This window comes from Amycolatopsis sp. CA-211722, from assembly GCF_056828465.1.
Window position 1 is genome coordinate 5,599,346 of sequence record NZ_CP184752.1, and the last position, 21,263, is coordinate 5,620,608.

The 21,263-nt window shown below is 70.1% G+C and carries 22 protein-coding genes; 11 read left to right on the plus strand and 11 right to left on the minus strand.

Going from position 1 to position 21,263, the window contains the following annotated elements; all coding sequences use genetic code 11:
* Positions 1-165: 165 nt before the first annotated feature.
* Positions 166-1,125, minus strand: a complete 960-nt coding sequence (locus ACOCEP_RS26670; protein WP_482331743.1) for an NAD-dependent epimerase/dehydratase family protein — start codon at positions 1,123-1,125, stop codon at positions 166-168.
* A gap of 70 nt (positions 1,126-1,195) precedes the next feature.
* On the opposite strand from ACOCEP_RS26670, the gene ACOCEP_RS26675 reads away from it, so the two are divergent.
* The 3 genes from ACOCEP_RS26675 to ACOCEP_RS26685 are packed head-to-tail and all read left to right on the plus strand — an operon-like array spanning position 1,196 to position 3,847.
* Positions 1,196-2,083, plus strand: coding sequence for a polysaccharide pyruvyl transferase family protein (locus ACOCEP_RS26675; protein WP_482331744.1), 888 nt, complete (start codon positions 1,196-1,198; stop codon positions 2,081-2,083).
* Entirely contained in the window at positions 2,080-2,952 is an 873-nt protein-coding gene (locus ACOCEP_RS26680) for a glycosyltransferase family 2 protein (protein ID WP_482331745.1), read from the plus strand. Before ACOCEP_RS26675 ends, ACOCEP_RS26680 begins: the two co-directional genes overlap by 4 nt.
* Complete coding sequence (locus tag ACOCEP_RS26685; protein ID WP_482331746.1) at positions 2,942-3,847, plus strand: glycosyltransferase family 2 protein; 906 nt, start codon at positions 2,942-2,944, stop codon at positions 3,845-3,847. Before ACOCEP_RS26680 ends, ACOCEP_RS26685 begins: the two co-directional genes overlap by 11 nt.
* Before the next feature lie 553 nt (positions 3,848-4,400).
* On the opposite strand, the gene ACOCEP_RS26690 is transcribed toward ACOCEP_RS26685, so the two are convergent.
* Genes ACOCEP_RS26690 through ACOCEP_RS26700 form a run of 3 tightly spaced genes read right to left on the minus strand, consistent with a single transcriptional unit; the run spans position 4,401 to position 7,070 of the window.
* Positions 4,401-5,615, minus strand: a complete 1,215-nt coding sequence (locus ACOCEP_RS26690; RefSeq protein ID WP_482331748.1) for a glycosyltransferase — start codon at positions 5,613-5,615, stop codon at positions 4,401-4,403.
* Positions 5,616-5,644: 29 nt separating this feature from the next.
* Positions 5,645-6,610: a glycosyltransferase gene (locus tag ACOCEP_RS26695; RefSeq protein WP_482331749.1), complete on the minus strand. Its 966-nt coding sequence runs from the start codon at positions 6,608-6,610 to the stop codon at positions 5,645-5,647.
* Positions 6,611-6,638: 28 nt separating this feature from the next.
* Positions 6,639-7,070: a DUF4383 domain-containing protein gene (locus ACOCEP_RS26700; protein WP_482331750.1), complete on the minus strand. Its 432-nt coding sequence runs from the start codon at positions 7,068-7,070 to the stop codon at positions 6,639-6,641.
* 354 nt (positions 7,071-7,424) lie between these two features.
* Between ACOCEP_RS26700 and ACOCEP_RS26705 the strand changes: the two genes are divergently transcribed.
* Both ACOCEP_RS26705 and ACOCEP_RS26710 read left to right on the plus strand, forming a co-directional pair.
* Complete coding sequence (locus tag ACOCEP_RS26705) at positions 7,425-8,117, plus strand: methyltransferase (protein WP_482331751.1); 693 nt, start codon at positions 7,425-7,427, stop codon at positions 8,115-8,117.
* A complete protein-coding gene (locus tag ACOCEP_RS26710) occupies positions 8,101-8,316 on the plus strand; it encodes a CDGSH iron-sulfur domain-containing protein (RefSeq protein ID WP_034322975.1) in 216 nt (71 codons plus the stop codon). The genes ACOCEP_RS26705 and ACOCEP_RS26710 overlap by 17 nt, the downstream gene beginning before the upstream one ends.
* Here ACOCEP_RS26710 and ACOCEP_RS26715 read toward each other — a convergent pair.
* The 3 genes from ACOCEP_RS26715 to ACOCEP_RS26725 are packed head-to-tail and all read right to left on the minus strand — an operon-like array spanning position 8,284 to position 11,924.
* Positions 8,284-9,294 (minus strand): iron-containing redox enzyme family protein, encoded by a 1,011-nt coding sequence (locus ACOCEP_RS26715; protein WP_482331753.1) that lies wholly within the window; start codon positions 9,292-9,294, stop codon positions 8,284-8,286. The two genes, ACOCEP_RS26710 and ACOCEP_RS26715, sit on opposite strands and share 33 nt — an antisense overlap.
* Before the next feature lie 18 nt (positions 9,295-9,312).
* Positions 9,313-10,410, minus strand: a complete 1,098-nt coding sequence (locus ACOCEP_RS26720) for a carboxylate-amine ligase (RefSeq protein WP_482331754.1) — start codon at positions 10,408-10,410, stop codon at positions 9,313-9,315.
* Complete coding sequence (locus ACOCEP_RS26725; protein WP_482331755.1) at positions 10,410-11,924, minus strand: FAD-dependent oxidoreductase; 1,515 nt, start codon at positions 11,922-11,924, stop codon at positions 10,410-10,412. The genes ACOCEP_RS26720 and ACOCEP_RS26725 overlap by 1 nt, the downstream gene beginning before the upstream one ends.
* Before the next feature lie 74 nt (positions 11,925-11,998).
* On the opposite strand from ACOCEP_RS26725, the gene ACOCEP_RS26730 reads away from it, so the two are divergent.
* The 4 genes from ACOCEP_RS26730 to ACOCEP_RS26745 are packed head-to-tail and all read left to right on the plus strand — an operon-like array spanning position 11,999 to position 16,517.
* Positions 11,999-13,312 (plus strand): ATP-grasp domain-containing protein, encoded by a 1,314-nt coding sequence (locus ACOCEP_RS26730; protein WP_482331756.1) that lies wholly within the window; start codon positions 11,999-12,001, stop codon positions 13,310-13,312.
* Positions 13,313-13,315: 3 nt separating this feature from the next.
* Complete coding sequence (locus tag ACOCEP_RS26735; protein ID WP_482331757.1) at positions 13,316-15,340, plus strand: CocE/NonD family hydrolase; 2,025 nt, start codon at positions 13,316-13,318, stop codon at positions 15,338-15,340.
* Positions 15,327-16,250: an alpha/beta hydrolase gene (locus ACOCEP_RS26740; protein ID WP_482331759.1), complete on the plus strand. Its 924-nt coding sequence runs from the start codon at positions 15,327-15,329 to the stop codon at positions 16,248-16,250. Before ACOCEP_RS26735 ends, ACOCEP_RS26740 begins: the two co-directional genes overlap by 14 nt.
* Positions 16,251-16,286: 36 nt before the next feature.
* Positions 16,287-16,517, plus strand: coding sequence for a hypothetical protein (locus ACOCEP_RS26745; protein ID WP_482331760.1), 231 nt, complete (start codon positions 16,287-16,289; stop codon positions 16,515-16,517).
* Positions 16,518-16,617: 100 nt separating this feature from the next.
* Here ACOCEP_RS26745 and ACOCEP_RS26750 read toward each other — a convergent pair whose 3' ends face one another.
* Positions 16,618-17,697, minus strand: coding sequence for a carboxylate-amine ligase (locus tag ACOCEP_RS26750; RefSeq protein ID WP_482331761.1), 1,080 nt, complete (start codon positions 17,695-17,697; stop codon positions 16,618-16,620).
* Positions 17,698-17,768: 71 nt separating this feature from the next.
* Here ACOCEP_RS26750 and ACOCEP_RS26755 point away from each other — a divergent pair, with 71 nt between their 5' ends.
* On the plus strand, positions 17,769-18,128 hold the full coding sequence (locus ACOCEP_RS26755; protein WP_482331762.1) for a hypothetical protein: 360 nt from the start codon (positions 17,769-17,771) through the stop codon (positions 18,126-18,128).
* A gap of 10 nt (positions 18,129-18,138) precedes the next feature.
* Here ACOCEP_RS26755 and ACOCEP_RS26760 read toward each other — a convergent pair whose 3' ends face one another.
* A complete protein-coding gene (locus tag ACOCEP_RS26760) occupies positions 18,139-19,077 on the minus strand; it encodes a universal stress protein (protein WP_482331763.1) in 939 nt (312 codons plus the stop codon).
* 92 nt (positions 19,078-19,169) lie between these two features.
* On the opposite strand from ACOCEP_RS26760, the gene ACOCEP_RS26765 reads away from it, so the two are divergent.
* The gene (locus tag ACOCEP_RS26765) at positions 19,170-19,568 is read left to right on the plus strand and encodes an STAS domain-containing protein (RefSeq protein ID WP_482331764.1); all 399 of its coding nucleotides are present in this window, start codon (positions 19,170-19,172) and stop codon (positions 19,566-19,568) included.
* Positions 19,569-19,572: 4 nt separating this feature from the next.
* Here ACOCEP_RS26765 and ACOCEP_RS26770 read toward each other — a convergent pair whose 3' ends face one another.
* Together ACOCEP_RS26770 and ACOCEP_RS26775 are read right to left on the minus strand one after the other, a co-directional pair.
* The gene (locus tag ACOCEP_RS26770) at positions 19,573-20,811 is read right to left on the minus strand and encodes a PucR family transcriptional regulator (RefSeq protein WP_482331765.1); all 1,239 of its coding nucleotides are present in this window, start codon (positions 20,809-20,811) and stop codon (positions 19,573-19,575) included.
* Between the two features lie 22 nt (positions 20,812-20,833).
* Complete coding sequence (locus ACOCEP_RS26775; RefSeq protein ID WP_482331766.1) at positions 20,834-21,235, minus strand: STAS domain-containing protein; 402 nt, start codon at positions 21,233-21,235, stop codon at positions 20,834-20,836.
* Positions 21,236-21,263 lie beyond the last annotated feature (28 nt).

The window sequence follows — 21,263 nt, forward strand, 5'->3', positions numbered from 1 at the left end:
GCGTGAAAGCCCAGGACGTCGCTACTGCGCGAAGCGTCTCTCCGGGGATTTCCGCGAGCAGGTGCCCGACGCGTCATTCGCGTGATCAGGGACGTAACTCGCGTGATTGGAGGTGATCCGGCTTCAAACACGCGTGTCGCGCCTTGGCGCACGTGAGTTACGCCTTCAGGCGCCGGCGGCCGGGTACGGGCCGGACCGTGGCCGCGCGAACCAGGCGACCGTGCGCGGAAGCCCTGCCGCCAATGGGACTTCCGGCTCCCAGCCGAGTTCCCGGCGGGCACGGGAGATGTCCGGGCAGCGGCGGGCCGGATCGTCGACCGCCGCTTCGACATGCTCGATCCGCGACGCGCTGCCGGTGACCGCCAAGATCTCCTCCGCGATCCGCAGCACGGTGAGTTCGTGCGGGTTGCCCAGATTCACCGGGCCAGGTACGCCGGAACCGGCCAGCGCGATCAACCCGCGGACCGTGTCGTCGACGTAGCAGAGGGAACGGGTCTGGTCGCCGCTGCCGGTGACGGTGAGCGGTCGGCCCGCCAGCGCCTGACCGATGAACGTCGGGATCATGCGGCCGTCGTCGGGGCGCATCCGCGGGCCGTAGGTGTTGAAGATCCGCGCTATGCCGGTGTTCGTGTCCCGTTCCCGGCGCATGGCCGAAGTGAGCGCTTCGGCGTACCGCTTGGCTTCGTCGTAGACGCTTCGCGGCCCGATCGGGTTCACGTGCCCCCAGTAGTCCTCACGCTGCGGGTGTTCCCGCGGATCGCCGTAGACCTCGCTCGTCGAAGCGAGGACGAATCGGGCGCCGTCGCGTTCGGCGATGTCCAGTGCCCGCTCGGTCCCGTGCGAGCCCGCGCGCAGCGTCTCCAGCGGAAGACGGAAGTAGTCACGGGGCGAGGCGGCGGAGGCCAGGTGGAAGACGACGTCGAACGGGCCCGGCGCGCTCATCGGGCCGGTGACGTCACGGGAGAGGAGCCGGAACCCCGGGCGGTCGAGGAGATGCGCCACGTTGGCCATGGCGGCGGTGGCGAAATTGTCGGCCGCGACCACCTCCGAGCCCGCGTCCAGCAAGCGTTCGCACAGATGCGAGCCGACGAAACCCGCGCCCCCGGTCACCAGCACTCTGTCCATGGCGACCGGCTACCCGCGCTGAGTGCCGGAAAAACCGTGTGAATCCGGCGATGCCGGGTATGTCTCCGATATGCGTGCATTGGTGATCGGCTGGGCTAGTTTCCGGCAGGGCGAGGCGACGGCAGGGGACGTTCTCAGTATGCGCAGGGTCGACGAAGCGCTGTCGGCCATGGGGCTTCCGCACGACCTGGCGTGGAGCCCGGTGTACCGGCCGGGCGACGTGAACTACGAAGAGGTGGATCCGGCACGGTACAGCCACGTGGTGTTCGTCTGCGGGCCCGCGCACGGCAAGCAGGTGCGCGAGGTGCACCGCAGATTCGCCCACTGCCACCGGATCGCCGTCGGGGTCACGGTGATCGATCCGGAGGACGACACGGTCACGGACTTCGACGAGGTCATCGCGCGGGACCGGGGCGGGGCCGGCGCGCCGGATCTCTCCCTCGGCGTGCCGACGGACCCGGTACTCGTGACGGGGGTGATCCTGGCGCCGGAGCAGCGGGAATACGGCGACTCCGGCCGTCACGCAGCGGTGCACACCTCTGTGAAGGACTGGATCGCCGGGGTGGACTGCGCCCGGGTGCCGCTCGACACGCGGCTGGCGGCTTCGGATTGGGAACGGTGTGAGACACCGGACCAGTTCACGTCGATCCTGTCGCATCTCGACGTCGTCGTCACGACGCGGCTGCATGGGCTGGTACTGGGCCTTGAGGCGGGCGTGCCCGTGCTGGCCATCGACCCGGTCGAGGGCGGTGGCAAGGTCAGCGCCCAGGCCGACGCACTCGGCTGGCCCGCCCTCGTCCCGGCCGAGGAGGCGGGGAACCGGGACGTGCTCGACTCCTGGTGGCGCTGGTGCTCTTCGGTGCAGGGCCGGGCGGTGGCCGCGTTGCGCGCGCTGCCCGGTGACGACGGGCTCGTGCGGGACATGGTGAAGGCGCTCAAGACCAGGCCGGTGCGATGAGCGCACCCGCGACGACGGTGGTCATCGCCACCCGCGATCGGGCACCGGAACTCGAACGGACGTTGCGGCGGCTCACGGCGTTGCGGCCGCCACCGCCGATCGTGGTGGTGGACAACGGATCGTCCGACGGGACGGCGGATGCGGCCGCCGCGTTCCCCGGAGTGCGCGTCGTCCGGTTGCCGCGCAACATCGGGGTGTCCGCGCGGAATCTCGGGGTCGCGGTGGCTCGGACGCCGTATGTCGCCTTCAGCGATGACGATTCCTGGTGGGCCGAAGACGCGCTCGCCGAGGCCGAGCGCATTCTCGACGCACACGAAGACGTCGGCCTGGTCGCCGCGAAAACCCTGGTGGGAGAGGCAGAACAGGAGGACCCGGTCGTCTCGCTGATGGCCGCCAGCCCCCTCGGCAGGCCCGACGGGCTTCCCGGGCCGGCCGTGCTCGGGTTCCTCGCCTGCTCCGCGGTCGTCCGGCGGACCGCCTATCTGCAGGCCGCGGGTTTCCACCCCCTGCTGCATTTCGGTGCCGAGGAGCGGCTGCTGTCCTACGATCTGGCGGCGCGCGGCTGGTGGCTCTGTTACGCGGAAGACGTACGGGCCCATCACCACCCGTCGCCGGTGCGGCCTTCGCCGTCGTGGCGTGAGCGTGCCGAACTCCGCAACCGGATGCTGATCACGGTGATGAGACGGCCCGTGCGCCGATGCCTGGCCGAAGGATTCCACGCGCTGGCAAGGATTCCCCGGGAACCACACGTGATAGGCGCGCTCGCCGGGGTGCTCCGGCGGCTGCCCCGCGCGCTCGCCGAGCGGCGACGCCTGCCCGCTTCGGTGGAACGCCGCATCCGCGTTCTGGAACACGCCCATGGAGGATGAAGTGACGGACCGGATCACGGTCGTGGTGATCACGCACAACCGGCGCGCGCAACTGCTGGAGACCCTCGGCTCGATGACCGCGTTACCCGACGCGGCGCCGATCGTGGTGGTGGACAACGCTTCCGGCGACGGCACGACGGACGCGGTCGAGGAGCGGTTCCCGTCTGTCCGGGTGATCCGCTCGCCGCGGAACCTCGGCGCCGTCGCGCGCAATCTCGCCGTCCGTGAGGTGGACACGCCGTATGTGGCGTTCTGCGACGACGACACCCGGTGGCAGCCGGGATCGCTGCGGCGCGCCGTCGAGCAGCTCGACGCCCATCCCGGGCTGGGGGTGGTGACCGGGCGGTGCCTCGTGGAGCCGGCGCTGACCGAGGACCCGATCACCCCGGAGCTGCGGCACTCCCCGGTCCCGGGCCCGGACTGGCTTCCCGGCCCGGCACTGCTGGGTGTCATGGCGGGCCTGTCGGCCGTCCGCGTGCGCGCTTTCCACGACGTCGGCGGCTTCTCCGGCCGGATGTGGCTCGGAGGAGAGGAAGAGCTGTTCGCTCTCGATCTGGCCGCCGAGGGCTGGTGGATGTGCTGGGACGAGGAGATGGTGATCCACCACGCCCCCTCTGCCGTCCGCGATCCGCGGCGGCGACGGCAGCTCGGCATCCGGAACACCCTGTGGACGTTGTGGCTGCGCCGCCCGCTCGGCAGCATCACGCGCCGGATGGTCGCGGTGCTGCGGTCGGCGCCGTTCGACCGGGCGACGTTCGCGGCGGTGGCAGAAGCGGTGCGGGGGATCCCGTGGGTGCTGCGGGAGCGCGCGGTGGTTCCGGACCGGGTGGAGCGGGGGCTGGTGCTGCTGGAGGAGTCGCAGCGGAAATCGGTCGCGCGACGGTATGTGGGGTGAGCGGGTTCTTGAGGTGTTGCGAAAGTGGCTTTCGCAACGTCGGCGGGGTGGGTAGTTCGGGCGATGTCGCGAAAGCCACTTTCGGGACATCAGGCGTCCCGAAAGTGGCTTTCGCGCCGGATCGGGCTCAGTGGCGGAGCGTGGTGGGTGTGTGGAAATAGGGACGTTCGGTGTCTCTCTTGCCACACACCTCGCCGCGGGGGTTGCGAAAGCCACTTTCGCAACCTTGAACGTTGCGAAAGTGGCTTTCGCAACGGTGACCGGGGTGGGTGGCTCGGGCGCGCCGGATCGGGCTCAGTGGCGGAGCGTGGTGGGTGTGTGGAAATAGGGACGTTCAGTGTCTCTCTTTCCACACACCTCGCCGCGGGGGTTGCGAAAGCCACTTTCGCAACCTTGAACGTTGCGAAAGCCACTTTCGCAACGGCGACCGGGGTGGGTGGCTCGGGCGATGTCGCGAAAGCCACTTTCGGGACATCAGACGTCCCGAAAGTGGCTTTCGCGACACGGCGCGCCGAGGGGCGCGACCGAGCGTGCCGCGCCGAGACACCCAAGTTCAAGAAGGCGAAGCGGCGGTCGCCACCGTCTCCCCGCTCGAAACACGCCCATAAGCACGCAAGGTGTCCGCGGCCACCCGGTCCCACGAGTACCGCGCCCGCACCCGGTCGGTGCCGGCGATCCCGAACGACTCGCGCGCCGAAGCGTCGCCGAGGAGCCGCCGCAGCGCTCCTGCCAGGTCCTTCGGGCTGCGAGGCGGAACCAGCAGCCCCGTGACGCCGTCGACGACGGTGTCGGTCAGCCCGCCCACCGCGGTCGCCACGACCGGGACACCGCACGCCATCGCCTCCAGCGGCACGATGCCGAACGGTTCGTACCAAGGCGTGCACACCACCGCGTCGGCGGAGCGCAGCAGCGCGGGCATGTCCGCGCGGGACACCAACCCTGGCAGGCGCACGCGGTCGGCGACGCCGGCCCGGTCGGCGATCTCCCGGAGCCGCCGCACTTCCGGAGCCCCGGCGAGCGAGCCCGAGTCCTGGCCTCCCGCGATGACCAGTTCCGTGTCCTGGAGCGAGGGCAGCGCGGCGATGGCGAGGTCGAAACCCTTGCGCGGCACCAGCCTGCCGACGCTGACGATCCGCTGCCGGGCCGTCCTGGGTGCGGTTTCACCGTCCGGGGTGAACTCGGTCAGGTCCACCCCGCAAGGGACGACCGACGCCCGTGAGCGCGGCAGGCCCATCCGGACGAGTTCGAAGACCTCGTCCGAGCACGTCGCGATCACCCGGTCGGCCTGTTTGGCGATCATCCGCTCGAACCGGATCCGTTCGGGCGGGCTCGTGTCCTTCTTGCCCTGGTAGCGCCGTTTCACCACGCCCAGCGCGTGAAAGGTCTGCGTCACCGGGATACCGAGATCCTTCGCCGCGAGAATCGAGGCCAGGCCGGACATCCAGAAATGCGCGTGGACGACGTCCGGCCGGTCCTTGGCCCAGCGCGACCGCAGCATCCGGCCGAACTCGCCCATATGCGGCAGCAGTTCGTCCTTCGGCAGCTTCCGCGCCGGGCCCGCCGGGACATGGACGACGCGGTAGCCGTCCGGAGTCTCGACCGTCGCGGCGACGCGCCGGTTCTCTCGGCGCGTGTAGACGGTGACGTCGTGACCCTGCCTGCTCAGCGCGGCGGAAAGCTCGGCGACGTGGACGTTCTGGCCACCGGCGTCCGCTCCGCCGAGGGCGGCGAGCGGGCTGGCGTGCTCGGAAACCATCGCGATCCTCATCGGAATCCTTCCCGCCGCGGTGGGCGTGGTCAAGCGGTCACCTCGGCCAGCAGGGCGTTCCAGCGGGCGAGGAACGCGTCGAGCCCGTAATGGCTCAAAGCGAACTCGCGCGCGGACTTTCCGGCCAATACGGCGAAATCGGGTTCGTGGATCAATTCGCGGTAGGCCCGCGCCAGTACGTCGATGTCCGTCGAGACGGCGCCGGCGTCGGGCGGGACCGCGTGTACGGCTTCGGTGGTCGCCAGTGCGACGACCGGCATGCCGAGGTGCATCGCTTCGAGCAACGAAAGCCCCAGCGACGTCCACCGGGCGGTGTGCAGGTAGACCCGGCGTCGGGCGGCCTCGGCGTGCAGTTCCCGGCTGCGCAGGTCTCCGCCCGGACACACGGCGGGATGACGGCCTTCGAGTTCTTCGCTGCCGATCCCGAACACGTCGACCGGCGCGATCTCCGCGAAGGCGGGCAGCAGATCGGTTCCGGTGATCCGCCCGCGCCTCGCCGGTTCGTTGATCAGGGCGGCGCCGTGGGGGATCTCCCCGGTGTAGTGCTCACCCGGATCGGGGATCCCGTGCGGGACGACCACGGTGGGCGCGAGACCTGAGTCCCACATCAGTTCGTTGAAGTGGGTGACGTGGACCAGCGGGATGTCGTCCCGGTCGGCCAGCGGGTGCCGGGTCGTGGCCGCGTGCTCCCGGGGCGTGTTGTGCTCGACGTAGACGGCGGGCACTTCCTTGCCGGGACGGCGGCGCAGCCACCGCGCGGCCAGGTGGATCTCCTCGGGCCGCTGCAGAACGACGACGTCGATGTCGAGATCCTTCAGATCGTCGACCGGGATCTCCTCGGCGGCGGGCCAGTCACGTCCGCTCAGGCCACGTCCCCAAGGCCCGCCCTCGGCGAGCAGCGGTAAGAGGTAGCGATGGCCGCCCCGCACGAAGGATTCGGTCCAGGATCCGTGGAGATGCCACAGCAGGATCCGGAGCGGGGCCGTTTTCGTCATACCCGCCAGGTTGCCCGTTGTGGACGGACTAAACGTTTTCCCTTGTCTTACTTTGCTTTCGCCGGGAAACACGAGTGGCCGCGATACCCACCACAAGGGCCGCGAGCGAGCTCAGCGCGTGGAGGGTGTTGTCGGCCCAGTTGAGATTGACGGCGTCACCGGACATGTCCGTCCCCGCCGAGAGCACGCCGAACGCGGTCAATCCCGCGAACGCCACGAAAGCGAGCCAGCAGTAGGCCGGGATCGCGGACGGTTTGAAGAACGCGAGTACGCCGAGCACCCCGAGCACGGTGCGGATGACGTCGAGCATGCCGGTCGCGCTGAAGATCCACACCGTGTTCTCGCCGCCCTGGTTCGCCTCGGGGAGGAAGAAGAAGCCGAGCACCCCCACCACGAGATGGACCAATGCGAGGACCAGGACCACCGGTCGGAGAAGGAAGCCTGTCGTACGCAGGTTCATCGGAAACGCCTCCGTATCGCCGCGAGCCCTTCGGGTACCCCGTGCGGACGTCGCGAAACCCCCGGCCGCGCGGGCCGGGGGAGTGCCGCGCACCGGCTCAGCCGGATTGCGGGTCGGTGTCGTCGTGGGGGTCGCCGGACGAGGTGCCCTGCTCCCCGCGAACCTCTTCGCGTTCTTCCTCGTCCCGTTTCTCGCCGGGGTCGGCCTTCTTCTCCATCTGGGCCTCCTTCGGTCGCTCGTCCTGCGGCTACCCCCTGACGGGCGCGTCCAACCCTCGGCTCCCAGGCCATTGTGGACGTTTGGCCCCACACGGCCGGGGTAGCCGGGAGCAACATCGGCGAACCCGGAGGGGACATGACCGCGATCTCCAACGCAGCAGCGATTCCACTCGCCCCGGCGCGGCCCCGGCTGCTGCGCCCGCCGGGCGTGTACCGGCCACAACACGACACTTGGATGCTGGCGAGCGCGCTGAGCGCGTCAGGACTGCCCGCCGGGGCGAGAGTTCTCGATCTCTGCGCCGGGACCGGCGCCCTCGCGCTGACGGCCGCGGCGCACGGGGCGGGTTCGGTGACCGCGGTGGACATCTCCCGGAGAGCGCTGGCCGCGGTCTGGGTCAACTCACGGTTGCGCGGGCTTTCCGTCCGGCCGCTTCGTGGCGGCCTGCCCGAGGCGGCGTCCGGCGGGCCGTTCGACGTCGTGCTGGCGAACCCGCCGTATGTGCCGTCCCCGGTGCCCGCGGCCGGGGCCGCCCAGGCGTGGGACGCCGGACCGGACGGCCGGATCGTGCTCGACCAGGTGTGCGCCGGGGCGTCGTCCCTGGTGGCGCCGGGCGGCTACCTGATGATGGTCCACTCCGCCGTCGCCGACCCCGGCAAGTCACTGGCGCAGTTGCGAGCCGCGGGAATGACGCCTTCGGTGGTCGCCACCCGGTCGATCCCGTTCGGACCCGTCATGCGGGCGCGGGCGGCCTTCCTCGAAGCGGCGGGCCTGATCGGCGCCGGCCAGCGCCACGAGGAACTGGTGGTGATCCGTGCCGACCGGCCGTGAGACCAGGGTCCGGATCGAACCCGGCGGGCCCCTCCTGGTGGAGGGGCCGGTCGAGATCGTCACCGAGGACGGCGAGACGGTGACCTCGGATCGCTTCGTGGTCGCCCTCTGCGCCTGCCGCCGCAGCAAGCGCTACCCCTTCTGCGACACCAGCCACCGCCGCCGTTCACGCCAAGGGGTGCAGCGGCCTCAGGAGTGAGCTCTCGCCGGCCGACCAGGCGCCCAGCAGGTGCTCGGTCAGCCGGCCCTCCAGCAGATCGGTGGCCTGGATGCCCAGCGCGATGTCCGCCGCCAGTTCCGGTTCCCGTTCCAGCAGGTCCCCGACGACGTCGTGCCGCAGCACCTGTTCGTGCACCGCGTCGGCTTCGATGTGCTCGGTGTAGAAGTACCGGCATTCGGCGGGCCCGCCGAGGCGTTCCAGCGCCTGGTCCATGCGCCGGGCGGCGGGCGCTGTGGTGATCTCGGCGGCGGCGAAATGCCCGACGAGCGCGCCGCGCAGGCTCCGGTGCAGGCCGAACAGCGACATCATGTTCACCGTCGCGAGCATGCGCGCGGGGACGTGATCGAGGTAGGCGAGGTAGCCGGCGGACAGGCCCGCCGCGGTCAGCAGATCCGCGTAAAGACGGGAATGCGCTTGCTCGGCGCGACCGCCGCCGAACTCGTCGAATTCCACGGCGACCAGCGCCGCCTTGGCCTTGCCCCGAAGCCGAGGGATCACCCAAGCGTGGGGATCGGCCTCCTTGAGGTGGTAGATCGACCGATGCGCGAAGTATTCCTCGACGTGCCACCATTCGCCCTCGTCGCGCAGGAAATGGGAGACGCCGCCGGCCTCGACCGGTTCGACGAGCAGCTCGTCCAGTAACCCGGCGACGTCGTCCCCGCCGGGGACGGCGGCGCGGATCCCGTCGAGGAACGCGTGCTCCAGAACGGACCGGAAGCCCAGCAGGCGGGAGTCCCACTCCCATTCGGAGCCGACGTCGTCGAAGCCTTGGTAGTGCAGCTCGTAACAGACGTACAGCGCCAGTTGCAGGTCTTCGCCGAACGGGTCGGCGTCGGTCGCCGCCTCGAGGTCGAAGTCGTCACGGCGGCCGCCCGCCAGGGTGTCCACCACGGCGGCCGAGAGCGGGCCGCGGATCTCGGGCAGCCTCGCGGCCACCTCTTGGTCGATCGTCGTCATGCCCCGGGAGTACCCGATCTAGGCGTGCGGAACCGTCTCTTCGGTCAGCATCCGCAGTACGGCGATCTCGCCGTCGGCGGCGGCCCGGCGCTGCCGTTCGGCGCCGGTACCCTCCCGTTCCAGCTGCCCGAGCAGGATGCGGACGAGTTCCGCGTCGCCGGTTTCCTCCAGCGCCTGCTTGGTATGCGCCAGCAGCGTGGCGATCCGGTCGCCCACGGGGACGGGCTTTCCCGCCACCGGGTCGACAGCCGGTCCCGAAAGGCCGTACCGCGCGGCCGACCACACCGCCGCGGCGGCGATCTGCGGATCCAGCGGTGCCGCCTCCACCCCGTGGTCCAGGTCGGTGAGGGCGGTGCGCACCAAGGCGCGGGTCAGCAGGCCTTGAAGGACGGCCTCGTCGACGGTGGAGGCGGTGTCGGCGGCGCGGACCTCGACCGTCGGCCAGCGCGGGGAAGGCCTCGCGAGCCAGAAGGTCTGGTTCCCGTCCACCAGGACACCGCAGTCCACCAGCCGCCCGACCTGTTCCTCGTAGGCGGCGGCGTCGGCGAAGTACGGTGCGACGCCCGAACCGGGGAAACGGCTCTGCTCGACCATCCGCCAGCTCTCGTACCCGGTGTCGCGACCGCCCTCGAAGGGCGAGTTGCCCGACAGCGCCAGCAACGTGGGCAGCCACTCACCCAGGTGGTTGACGACGGCGACCGCGGTCTCCCGGTCGGGCACGCCGACGTGCACGTGGCATCCGCAGGCTTCGTACGCCTTGACCACGCCCGCGTAGAGCGCGTCGACCTTGCCGAACCGGTCGTCGGCACCGTAGCCGCGTTCGGGTGAGCGGCGTGGGGGAGTGCCGGACGCGATGACCGCGCAGTCCTCGCCCGCGGCCGCCTCGGCGAGCGTGCGGCGCCCGGCGGTCAGGTGTTCGTACAGCTCGTCGGCGGTTTCACAGATCCCGGTGGCGGCCTCGATCTGGGTCGGCCGCAGTTCGCGGTGGACCGCGGCGCCGTCCGGCAGCGGACAGCAGATCCGGTGCCGTTCGAGCACCGCCCCGGCGCGGGGACAGCTCACCCCGGTCCGGGGATCGACCAGCAGGAACTCCTCTTCGATTCCGATACCGGTCATCACCGCTCCCGCTTCTTCGGCAGCGCGCGCACCGCCGGGCCCTGGATCACCGACCCGTCCAGCCTGAATCGTGAACCGTGGCAAGGGCAATCCCAGGTCTTCTCCGCGTTGTTGAACGCGACGAGGCACCCCAGATGGGTGCAGTGGGCGCCGACGGCGTGCAGTCCGCCGCCCGGATCGCGGTAGGCGGCGACGAGTTCGCCGCCGTCCCGGGTCACCTTCGCCTCGCCGGGCAGGATCTCGTCCACCGACGCGGGTTCGCGCAACGCGCTGAGATGGTCGCCCACCAGGAACTTCGCCACGGTGGCGTTGTTCTCGACGGTCGAGATCGCGGACCGGAGGTCGAACCGGTTCGGGTCGTACAGACCCGCGGACGGGTTGTCGCGTCCGGTCAGGAGATCCGCGAGCAACAGCCCGGCCGCGGTGCCACCGGTCATGCCCCACTGGCCGAAGCCGGTGGCGACCCAGAGGTGGCGGCTCGCCGGGTGGTACCGCCCCACGTACGGAACCGAGTCCAAAGTGGACAGATCGTGGGCGGACCACCGGTGGGTGACCCGGTGCACGCCGGCGTGCTCGCCCGCCCAGCTCGCCAGGCGTTCGTACCGGCTCTCGACGTCGACGGAATCGCCGACGCGGTAGTGCTCGCCGCCCACGATCGCGTACGGGACGCCGTCCTTGAGATAACTCCGCACGGAGCGGTGGGTGTCGGCGTCGAGGTACATCCCCTCCGGCGGGCGGTTGCCTTCGACCGGTCCGGCGACGACCAGGTCGCGCACCGGGTCGAGCCGGGCGAAGTACAGGCCACGGTCGAAAACGGGGTAGTGGGTCGCCACCACGACCTCGCCCGCCCGTACTTCACCGGAGCTCGTCCGCACCTTCACCCCGCCGAGTTCGTCGACGCCTTCCGCCCGGACCCCCTCGATGATCGTCCCGCCCGCGCGTTCGATCTCGCCGGCCAGCGCGAGCAGCCAGCGGCGTGGGTGGAAATGCGCCTGCGACGCGAACTTCACCGCGCCGAGGGCGGGCACGTCGAGCTCGACCTCGGTGACATAGGAGGCCGGGAGCCCGGCCTCCGCGGCCGCTTCCGCCTCACGTTCGAGGCTTTCGATCGTCCCGGGGTGGGTCGTGTAGACGAAGCTGTCGGCGCGGGTGAACCCGCAGTCGATACCGAGTTCGGCCGTGGCGGCGGCGATCCAGTCCAACGCGGCCGCCTGCGTGTACGCGTACGTCGCGGCGGCTTCGGAGCCCTTCGTCTTGGCCAGCGTGGCGTACTTGAGCCCGTGCTGGGTGCTGACCTTCGCCGTGGTGTGGCCGGAAACCCCCGCCGCGAGGCGGCCGGCCTCCAGCACCAAGACCGAGCGCCCGGCCCTCGCCAGCCGGTACGCCGTCGTGAGCCCGGCGATACCGCCGCCGAGCACGGCGACGTCGACCTCCGGCGGCAGCGGCGTCCCGGTGCGGTCGGGAGCGGGGGCGGTGTCGAGCCACAGTGAACGCGTTCCGGGCAACTCCGTCATGACGGCCGGATTCCCGGGCGGCGACGGGGGCAAACCCGGGTTTTCCGGCACTTCGGAGCGGGTAGCACTGGCCTATGACCACATCCTCCAGGCCCCCAGAGGAAAACAGCGCAGCGGAAAAGAACATCTTCGTCATCGGTCTCGACGACGGCAACGACGAGGTGCTGAGACGAGTGCCCGGTGCCGGCCGGTATCGCTTCCACGGCTTGCTGGAGCCCGAGGAACTCCAGCACGGCGAGATCCCGATCGTGGAACTCGTGGAGAAGGCCGAGGCGCGGCTGGACGCCTTCGACGGCTCGATCGACGCGATCGTCAGCTACTGGGACTTCCCGTCTTCGACGATGGTGGCCATGCTGTGCGAGAAGTACGGTCTTCCCGGTGTTTCGCTGGAAGCCGTGCTGAAATGCGAGCACAAGTACTGGAGCAGGCTCGAGCAATCGAAGGTGATCGACGAGGTACCGGCGTTCGGCATCGTCGACCTGGACGAGGACGACCCACGGCCACCGGAGGGCGTCGGATACCCCATGTGGCTCAAGCCGGTGAAGTCCTTCTCGTCGGAGCTGGCCTTCCACGTCGCCGACGAGGACGAGTTCGACAAGGCCGTCGCCGAGATCCGGGCGGGGGTGGACCGGGTCGGCAAGCCCTTCGAGCGGGTGCTCGCCACGGTCGACCTCCCCGCCGAGGTGGCCGCCGCCGGGGGAGCCGCCTGTCTCGCGGAAGGCGAGCTCAACGGCGTGCAGGCCGCCACGGAAGGTTATGTCTACAAAGGACAGGTCACGGTCTACGGTGTCCTCGATTCGATCAACTACCCTGACACCGCTTCGTTCCAGCGGCATCAGTACCCGTCACAGCTGCCCGAGGACGCCGTCGAGCGGATGAAGGAGATCTCCGTCCGCGTGATGGAGCAGATCGGCTTCGACAACGCCACGTTCAGCATCGAGTTCTTCTGCCACCCCGAATCCGGGCAGGCCTGTCTGCTGGAGATCAATCCGCGGCATTCGCAGTCCCACGCGGAGCTGTTCGAATACGTCGACGGGGTGGCGAACCACCAGATCATGGTCCAGCTGGGCCTCGGCCAGGATCCCCGGACGCGGCGGAACCGGGGTGACTACCGGATCGCGGGCAAGTGGTACTACCGCCGCTTCCGCGACGGGCTGGTCACCAGGGTGCCCACCCGCGGCGAGATCGCGGACCTGGAGGCCGAGATCCCCGGCGTGAAGATCGAGCCGGTGGCCGAGAAGGGGATCCGGCTCTCCGATCTGCCCGAACAGGACAGTTACAGCTACGAGCTCGCGCACATCTTCGTGGCGGCACAGACCGAACGGGAGATGGAGAGCAAATACCGCCGGTGCGTCGAGGCGCTGCGGTTCGACTTCGAGGAGGGATAGCCCATGCGGACGGTGGCCTCGCTGCCGTACGAGATCACCGAGGAGGACCATGTCCGGATCCCGATGTCCGACGGCGTCCGCCTGTCGGCCCGGATCTGGCGGCCGGTCGCTTCGGACGGTGAGCCGGTCCCCGCGATCCTGGAGTACATCCCGTACCGCCACCGCGACCTGACCTCGGTGCGGGACTCGGTGCACCACCCGTACCTCGCCGGGCACGGCTACGCCTGTGTCCGGGTCGACATCCGTGGGTCGGGGGAGTCGGAGGGCGTTCTCGCCGACGAATACCTCGAACGGGAGCAACTCGACGCCGAGGACGTCCTGGAGTGGATCGCCGCGCAGCCATGGTGTTCCGGCCGGACCGGCATGATGGGGATCTCGTGGGGCGGGTTCGCCGCGTTGCAGGTGGCGGCGCGCAAACCGCCGAGCCTGACCGCGATCGCGATCTCGTCGTTCACCGACGACCGCTACGCCGACGACATGCACTACATGGGTGGCTGCCTGCTCTCGGACAACGTCGCCGAAGCCTCCACGATGTTCGCCTACGCCACGTTGCCGCCCGACCCGGCGCTGGCGGGTGAACGGTGGCGCGAGCTGTGGCACGAACGGCTGGAGAACTGCGGCCTCTGGGCCGGCGAATGGCTGAGCCATCAGCGCCGGGACGACTACTGGCGGCACGCGTCGGTCTGCGAGAACTACAGCGACGTCCAGGTACCGGTCCTCGCCTCCAGCGGCTGGGCGGACGGCTACTCGAACGCGGTCTCGCGGCTGCTGGCCAATCTCGACGTGCCGCGGCGCGGGCTGATCGGTCCGTGGTCCCACAAGTACCCGCATCTCGGACGGCCCGGCCCCGCCATCGGCTATCTGCAGGAACTGGTCCACTGGTGGGACCACTGGCTGAAGGACGTCGAGAACGGCGTCATGGACGGGCCGATGCTCCAGACCTGGATGCAGGACAGCGTGCCGCCGTCGACCTCGTACGAGGACCGCCCCGGCCGCTGGGTGGGCGAGCCGTCCTGGCCTTCGCCGCACGTGCGCCCGTCCGAGCACCGGCTCTCCCGGCATCGGATCGCCCGCCCGGGCGAAGACGTCCCGGAGGAGAGCCTGTCGGTGGAATCGCCGCTCTCCGTCGGTCAGTTCGCCGGGAAGTGGGCGTCCTACAGCGCTCCGCCCGATCTGCCGTACGACCAGCGGGAGGAGGACGGCGGTTCGCTGGTCTTCGATACCGACGAACTCACCGAGCCGTGTGAAATCCTCGGCTCGCCCGTGGTGGAGCTGGACGTCTCCGCGAACAAGCCGGTGGCGCAGGTCGCCGTCCGCCTGTCGGACGTCGCCCCGGACGGCAGGGCCACCCGCGTGACCTACGGGCTGCTGAACCTGACCCACCGGGACGGGCACGACGAACCGGAGCCGCTCGAACCGGGCAGGCGGTACCGGGTGCGCGTCGAACTCAACGCCGTCGCGCAGGCGTTCCCCGCCGGGCACCGGATCCGGCTGTCGCTCTCGTCGTCGTACTGGCCGCTGGCGTGGCCGCCACCGGAACCGGCGATGGTGACCGTCCACACGGGACACAGTTCGCTCACCCTGCCGGTGCGGCCGATGGCCGAGGCCGACGAGGTCCCGGCGCGGCCGTTCGGCGAACCCGAGGGCGCCGAACCGTTGCCCGCGACCCAGGTCGAGCCCGGTGAGCAGCGCTGGACCGTCTCGCGTGACCTGATCGACTACCGGTCCTCGCTCGACATCGTCAAGAACGAGGGCAAGGTCCGGTTCGAGGACATCGATCTCGACGTGACCAGGAACGTCTTCGAGCGCTACTCCTGGGTGGCCGACGACTTCTGCTCCCCGGTGGCGGAGACGGCCTGGTCGATGACGTTCGCCCGCGGTGACTGGGAAGCGAGGTCCGAGACCCGCACCCGGGTGTCCTGTACGCCCACGGAGTTCGTGATCGACGCACAGCTCGACGCCTACGAAGGCGAGCGAAGGACGTTCTCCCGCAACTGGCATCGGACGGTTCCCCGTGATCAGGTCTAAGACGAGTCTCGCGGCGAAGTCGCTGCTCGCGTGGCTGCGCCTCACCAGCCGGAAGCGCACCTACGCCGAGCTCGACCGGTTCCGCCGGAGCATCGAAAGCAGCCAGGCGAAGGGAGATCGCGGGCCGATCCGCTCGATCAGGCGCCGGTTCGACGTCCAGCGGTCCGAAGTGGAGGGACGACCCTGCTACACGATCGGGCCGCCCGGCGGTGGAGACGGCAAGAAGGTGCTGTACTTCCACGGCGGTGCCTACGTGCACCAGATCCAGCACGACCACTGGCGGTTCTTCGGACGGCTGATCGGCCGCACCGGCTGCTCGGTCACCGTGCCGATCTATCCGCTGGCCCCGGACCACCAGTGCCCGGAGACCACCGCGTTCGTCCGCCGTGCCTACGACGGGTTCTCCGCCGGCGTCGACCCGGAGGACCAGATCGTGATGGGGGATTCCGCCGGCGCGGGGATCGCGCTGGTGCTCACCAAGGCGTTGCGGGACGAAGGGCGGCCGGTGCCGAAGGAGACCGTCCTGTTGTCCCCGTGGCTGGACCTGACGATGAGCCATCCGGCGCAACCCGCGCTGGACGAGCGTGACCCGTACCTCGCGCTGACCGGACTCGAAGAGGCGGCGCGGCTCTACAGTGGACGGTTGCCGCGCACCGATCCACGGCTCACGCCGTTGTCCGGCGACCTTTCGGGGCTCGGGGCGCTGACCGTCTACATCGGAACCAAGGACGTCCTGCTCTCCGACGCCCGGCGTCTCCACACGCTGTGCACCGAACAGGGAGTGGCGCTGAGCTACCACGAGTACGAGGGCATGATCCATGCGTGGATGCTGGCCTCGATCCCGGAGGCGAAACTGGCCTTGGAGGAGATCGCGCATCTCGTCGATCGAACGCTCGTGAAATCGGTGTAGCCGGGTGAAGAACGGGTAACCGGAAAGCAACGGCCGGTGCAGCGAGGTTGTACGTCCGCCGGCCGTGAGGTGGACCGGCGTGGGCAACCCCGGCGGGGCAGGGACGCCGGCGCGCCGGTCACCGAGTCCACTGTCCTGCTCGAGCGCTCGATGAACCGGCTGGAATCACTGGAGGAGCTCGCCGCTCTGGTCCGGCGGCGCGACGCGGACTGGGGCCCGTTGTGCCGGCCGCCCGAACTCGGCCGAACGCGTAACTCGCGTGCTTGAAGCCGTAACTCGCGTGCTTGAAGCCGTAACTCGCGTGATTGGAGGCGTAACTCACGAGTTACGCGTTCGATCACGCGAGTTACGCGTACAAGCACGCGAGTTACGGGCGGACGGCGAGCAGGTCGACCACGTCCTCCGCGCGTCCCCGCTTCTCGAACCGGGCCCGTTGCCGGTCCGCCCCGCTCCCTTCGGCGACGAGCCGGTCGCAGCCGTCGCGGACGAGATCGAGGTCGCCCGTCTCTTCGAGGGCGCCGGCCGCGAAAGCGACGACGTCGCGGAGCACGTCGCTCGCCGGAGCGAGGTCGCCGGTCCGGAAATGCGGGCAGCGGCCCGAAATCCCTTCCCGCGACGCGCGCCAGATCTGCGCCCGCAGCACCTCGTTGGACAGGTGCGAGGGATCCTCTTCCGTCGCGAGGATCGTGCCGACCAGGCCCCGGATCAGCACCCCGAGCAGAACCGCTTCGCCTGCGGTGGCCGCGACGTCGGCGAGCCGGAACTCCACGGTCGGTTGCTTCTCGGAAAGCCTCACGTCCCAGTAGACCATCGCGCGGTCGAGGATGGCGCCCGCCCGGAGCCACGCGTCGACGACGCTTTCGTAGTGGTCCAGCGAGGTGAACATCGGCGGTGAACCGGCCGACGGCCAGCGGTTCCATTGCTGATAACGCCAGCTCGCGTACCCGGTGTCGTAGCCGTCGCAGATCGCGGAATTGGCGGTCACCGTCAGCAGCGCGGGCAGGAAGGGCCGGACGTGATTGATCACCCGGATCCCGGTTTCCCGGTCGGGGACGGCGATGTGGACGTGACAGCCGCAGGTGTGCGACGTCCGCGCGGTGGCCCCGAAATGTTCGGACATCCGCTCGTAGCGCGGATCCGGGGTGATGGCGGGCAAGGCCGACTCCGCGAGCGGTGCGCTGCCGCTGGGCAGCAGGCGACACCTTCGCCGGGCGGCGGCCTGGGCCAGCTCCGCCCGCATCGTCGTCAGCTGCCGCTCCGCCTGGTCATGGGTCGTGCAGATACCGGTGGCCGATTCGGCCTGGGAGAGGGTGAGCTCCCGCTGGAGTTCGCCCTGCTCTTCGTCCGCGGCGTCCACGACGGCGTCGCCCGCCGGGGCGAGGTGACCGGCCTGGTCGACCACGAAGAACTCTTCCTCGACCCCGAAGGTGAGTACGTCCTTGTTCACAACCGCTGATACCCCCGGCCCTCTCCGCACAAACTTGTTTTCGCAGGTCGTGGACGGGGTATTTCAGGGCCATGACACCGAAGCCGGAGGAGCCGCCGTACCTGCTGGCCGCACAGGCCGGGTCGGTCGTCCGTCATCTGTACACCAGGCTGCGGGACGAGGAGCCGGCCTCGCCCGCCGACCTCTGCCGCACCATCGGGGCGTTGCAGCGGCTCGCCGACGACCTCGCCAACGTCCTGCCGGGCCTGCAGAAGCAACTCGAAGCGAGCCTGCTGGACGGCCAGGTGGGCGCGGGTGAAACGCCGGCCGCGGCATGGGACAAGGTCTCCGAGGTCGGTTACGCGCTCGCGCAGGCGCGTACGGGCGGCCTCCTGTTGGCCGCTGAACTGCGCGTTTCCCAGAGAACACTAGGAGAGCTGGCCTCTTCGTGACTCTCCGCGCTCAGCCGACCGGCTGGGCGCGGACCACCGCCACCGGGCAGTGTGCGTGGTGCAACGCGTCGTCACTGACCGAACCCAGCAGCAGACGCCGCAGATCGCCGTGATCGCTCCGGCCGAGCACCAGCAGCGCCGCCTCGCTGGACTGCACGGTCAGCGCCTGCGCGGCAGGGCCCACCCCGTGCACCATCTCGACGGCGACGTCCGGATAGCGCTCCCGCCACGGTTCGAGCTGCCGGGCGACGAGTTCGTCGGCGACTTCCTGCGGGAGACCGGGGGCCGGATCCAGTACCGGGCCGCCGAGCAGGGGTTCGCTCGCGGGCCCCCAGATCGGCATCCGCGCGACGTGGACCGCGTGCACGGTGAGGCCGTGCCGGGCCGCGAAATCGAACGCGAACCCCGCCGCCTGCGCACTCTGTTCGGAGCCGTCGGTCCCGAGGATCACCGGCCCGCCCGGCGGAGGCTCGTCGCCGCGCACGACCACGACGGGACGACCGGCGGTCCTGGTCACGCCCGATTCGGTCGAACCGAGGACCGCCCTGGTGAACAACCCGGTGTGGGATTCGCCCAGCACGATCATCGCCGCGTCCACCTCGTCCGCGACCGACGTCAGGACCTCCTCCGGAGTGCCACCGCGGACGACCGTGCGGACGTGGAGGCCGGGGTCGGAGCGCTTGAGGGCTTCGGCCATCGAAGCGAGCTGCCGTCGCGCGGGCTCCACTTCCGCCGCCTCGTCGGCGGCCTGGGGGACCGCTTCGTTCAACGGCGTCGCGACCGGGTCCGCGCCGGGCGGGGGCAGCCGGTCACGGGTGCAGTACGCGAGAACAAGGCCGAGGTCGCGGGTCTTCGCCTCGGCGACCGCCCAGCGAACGGCGCGGCGCGCTTCGGGCGACCCGTCGAACCCGGTCACGACCGGCCCGGTACCGCTCTGTGCAGCGGACATGGAACATCACCTCCGACGCGGTGGTGATACCCGCTGCGGGCGCTCTTCAAGCGATCGGTTTCACCGGACCGCGTGCCTGGGTACCTCCACATATGACTTCCCTGTCGACGCCCCGCGCGCTTGACAAGAAGCGCGCCTTCTCAGCGGCCTCCGAACTGCGGGCCCTCGACGAACCTCGGGGACGCCTGCGGCTGCACGTGAGCAGGCCGACGAGGGGGACCGCCGTCGTGAAGGCGAACGGCGAGGTCGATCTCGGGACCGGGCCGCGCCTGTGGGACATGCTCTCCCAGCGGCTTCACGGCAGCGGCACCACGCTGATCCTCAACCTGTCCGAACTCGAGTTCTTCGGCGCGACGGGGATCCGGGTGCTCGAACGGGCGCAATTGCTGGCCGAGGACCATCACACGAGCCTCTTCGTCTTCCCCGGCGAATGCCGGTCCGCCCGCCGGATGCTCGGCCTCTGCGAGGGCAACGGCCTCCACACCCTGTGACGAGTCACAACCGGGTCGCACGAGCGGCGAGCGCCGCGCTCACCAGTGCGACGTGGTCGAGCCGGGTGGGATCCAGCCCGGTGAGGTCGGCGATCCGGCGCAGCCGGTAGTCGACCGTGTTGGGGTGGATGTGGAGGGCCGCGGCGGTCTGACGGCGCCCTCCCCGGCGGAGGAAGGTCTCCAGGGTCTGCAGGAGTTCCTCGTTGCCGTCCAGCGGCGCGAGCCGCGAAGCCAGCCGGTCGAGAGCCGGCCCGGGGCGGGACAGCTGGTATTCGAGCAGGACGTCGTCCAGCCGGTACAGCCCGGGCGGTCGCCCGGATCCGATGGCGACGGCGAGCACGTCCTGCGCGAGCTTCGCCGCGTCGGGCACCCCGGCGGGTTCGGCGGCGGCCGCCGCGGCGATCACCTCCGCCCCGGCCGTGCGGGCGACGTCGGCGAGGACGCGTTCCAGCCGCGTCCAGTCCCGTGTGGACAGTTCGCCCGCCGGGCTTTCGTGCGGCAGCAGGGCGATGCCGCCTTCCGACGTGAGCGAAGTCAGAACGGTTCCCCGGATCTGCCGCTCCAGCTCGACCCGAAGCCGCCGGAGCTTCCGGCGCCCGGCGACCAGCGGGTCGACCCCGTCGACCTCCTCGTCCGGATGCGCGCCGACCGACGCGGCGAGGACGACGTAGCACGGCGGCAGCCGCAGCCCCGCCTGTCCTGCCGCGACTTCGGGAGGTTCGCCGTCGAGCAGCGCGGAAAGCACCGTGTGCCGTGCCGAGCGCTCGTCGTCGAACATCGTCTGCCGCTCGTCGAGGTACCCGGCGCCGACCGCGGGCGTGACCACCTCCAGGTAACGCAGGGTCAGCGCGTTGACGGCCAGGACGTCGGCGACCTCCTCCGGGCGCGCGTCCGGCCGCACCGACGCCCAGACCACCTGGACGCCGATGTGGTACGCGGTGAGCACGATGTCGATCGGGATGCCTTCCTCCGCGCGCCGGGCCGCCGACTCGCGAAGGAAGCCGAGCTCTTCCGGAGTCGGCGTGGACCCGGTGCGCAGAGTGTCGATGAACGAGCGCAGATTCTGCTCGATCACCCGGGTGATGTCGCCGCTGAGTTCCTCGGCGGGGAGCAGCCCGTACTCGGGGACCCGGGAGACGATCTCGGCGAGCACCGTCTTCGTGAGCGATGGCAGGGCCTCGCTCAGCCGTTCCGTCAGGGGACGCCCGCCGATACGGAAGGCGGAGTGCTTGTCACTCGTCACAACCGCCCATCATGACACCTGGTCAGCGAGTGAGCACGTCCCGTGCCGAATCGAGGGTCGGGTGCACCGTGAAGACGGCGTCGAGGCCGAGCAGCGACATCGGCCGCAGCAGGGCTCGCTCCTGGGTGACCATGATGAAGGGGACGCCCGCTTCTTCAGCCTTCGCGCGGATCTGGACCAGGACGGTGAAGCCGGACGAATCGCAGAAGCTGACCGCGGACAGATCCGCGATCAGTGCCGACGGCTTGAACCCGAGCTCCTCGTCCAGCGCTCGCCGCAGGTCGTCCGAGACGCCCAGGTCGATCTCACCGGAGACGGCGACCACCGTGTCGTCGGCGGAAGCGGTGATCGAAATGTCGAGTGAGGACACGAATCTGCGCGTCGAACGGGCCGGATAAGAAGTAGGTGCGCGGTAATCGGTCAAGTTGACTCCTTGCCGGTTTTGGGGGACC

Bases quoted from the DNA above. Each gene is read 5' to 3' on its own strand.
- ACOCEP_RS26675 (WP_482331744.1), top strand. From the start codon at position 1,196: ATGCGTGCATTGGTGATCGGCTGGGCTAGTTTCCGGCAGGGCGAGGCG.
- ACOCEP_RS26760 (WP_482331763.1), bottom strand. From the start codon at position 19,077: ATGTCCGCTGCACAGAGCGGTACCGGGCCGGTCGTGACCGGGTTCGAC.
- ACOCEP_RS26715 (WP_482331753.1), bottom strand. From the start codon at position 9,294: ATGACGACGATCGACCAAGAGGTGGCCGCGAGGCTGCCCGAGATCCGC.
- ACOCEP_RS26765 (WP_482331764.1), top strand. From the start codon at position 19,170: ATGACTTCCCTGTCGACGCCCCGCGCGCTTGACAAGAAGCGCGCCTTC.
- ACOCEP_RS26720 (WP_482331754.1), bottom strand. From the start codon at position 10,410: ATGACCGGTATCGGAATCGAAGAGGAGTTCCTGCTGGTCGATCCCCGG.
- ACOCEP_RS26695 (WP_482331749.1), bottom strand. From the start codon at position 6,610: ATGACGAAAACGGCCCCGCTCCGGATCCTGCTGTGGCATCTCCACGGA.
- ACOCEP_RS26685 (WP_482331746.1), top strand. From the start codon at position 2,942: ATGGAGGATGAAGTGACGGACCGGATCACGGTCGTGGTGATCACGCAC.
- ACOCEP_RS26730 (WP_482331756.1), top strand. From the start codon at position 11,999: ATGACCACATCCTCCAGGCCCCCAGAGGAAAACAGCGCAGCGGAAAAG.
- ACOCEP_RS26755 (WP_482331762.1), top strand. From the start codon at position 17,769: ATGACACCGAAGCCGGAGGAGCCGCCGTACCTGCTGGCCGCACAGGCC.
- ACOCEP_RS26725 (WP_482331755.1), bottom strand. From the start codon at position 11,924: ATGACGGAGTTGCCCGGAACGCGTTCACTGTGGCTCGACACCGCCCCC.
- ACOCEP_RS26700 (WP_482331750.1), bottom strand. From the start codon at position 7,070: ATGAACCTGCGTACGACAGGCTTCCTTCTCCGACCGGTGGTCCTGGTC.
- ACOCEP_RS26680 (WP_482331745.1), top strand. From the start codon at position 2,080: ATGAGCGCACCCGCGACGACGGTGGTCATCGCCACCCGCGATCGGGCA.
- ACOCEP_RS26690 (WP_482331748.1), bottom strand. From the start codon at position 5,615: ATGAGGATCGCGATGGTTTCCGAGCACGCCAGCCCGCTCGCCGCCCTC.
- ACOCEP_RS26705 (WP_482331751.1), top strand. From the start codon at position 7,425: ATGACCGCGATCTCCAACGCAGCAGCGATTCCACTCGCCCCGGCGCGG.
- ACOCEP_RS26670 (WP_482331743.1), bottom strand. From the start codon at position 1,125: ATGGACAGAGTGCTGGTGACCGGGGGCGCGGGTTTCGTCGGCTCGCAT.
- ACOCEP_RS26735 (WP_482331757.1), top strand. From the start codon at position 13,316: ATGCGGACGGTGGCCTCGCTGCCGTACGAGATCACCGAGGAGGACCAT.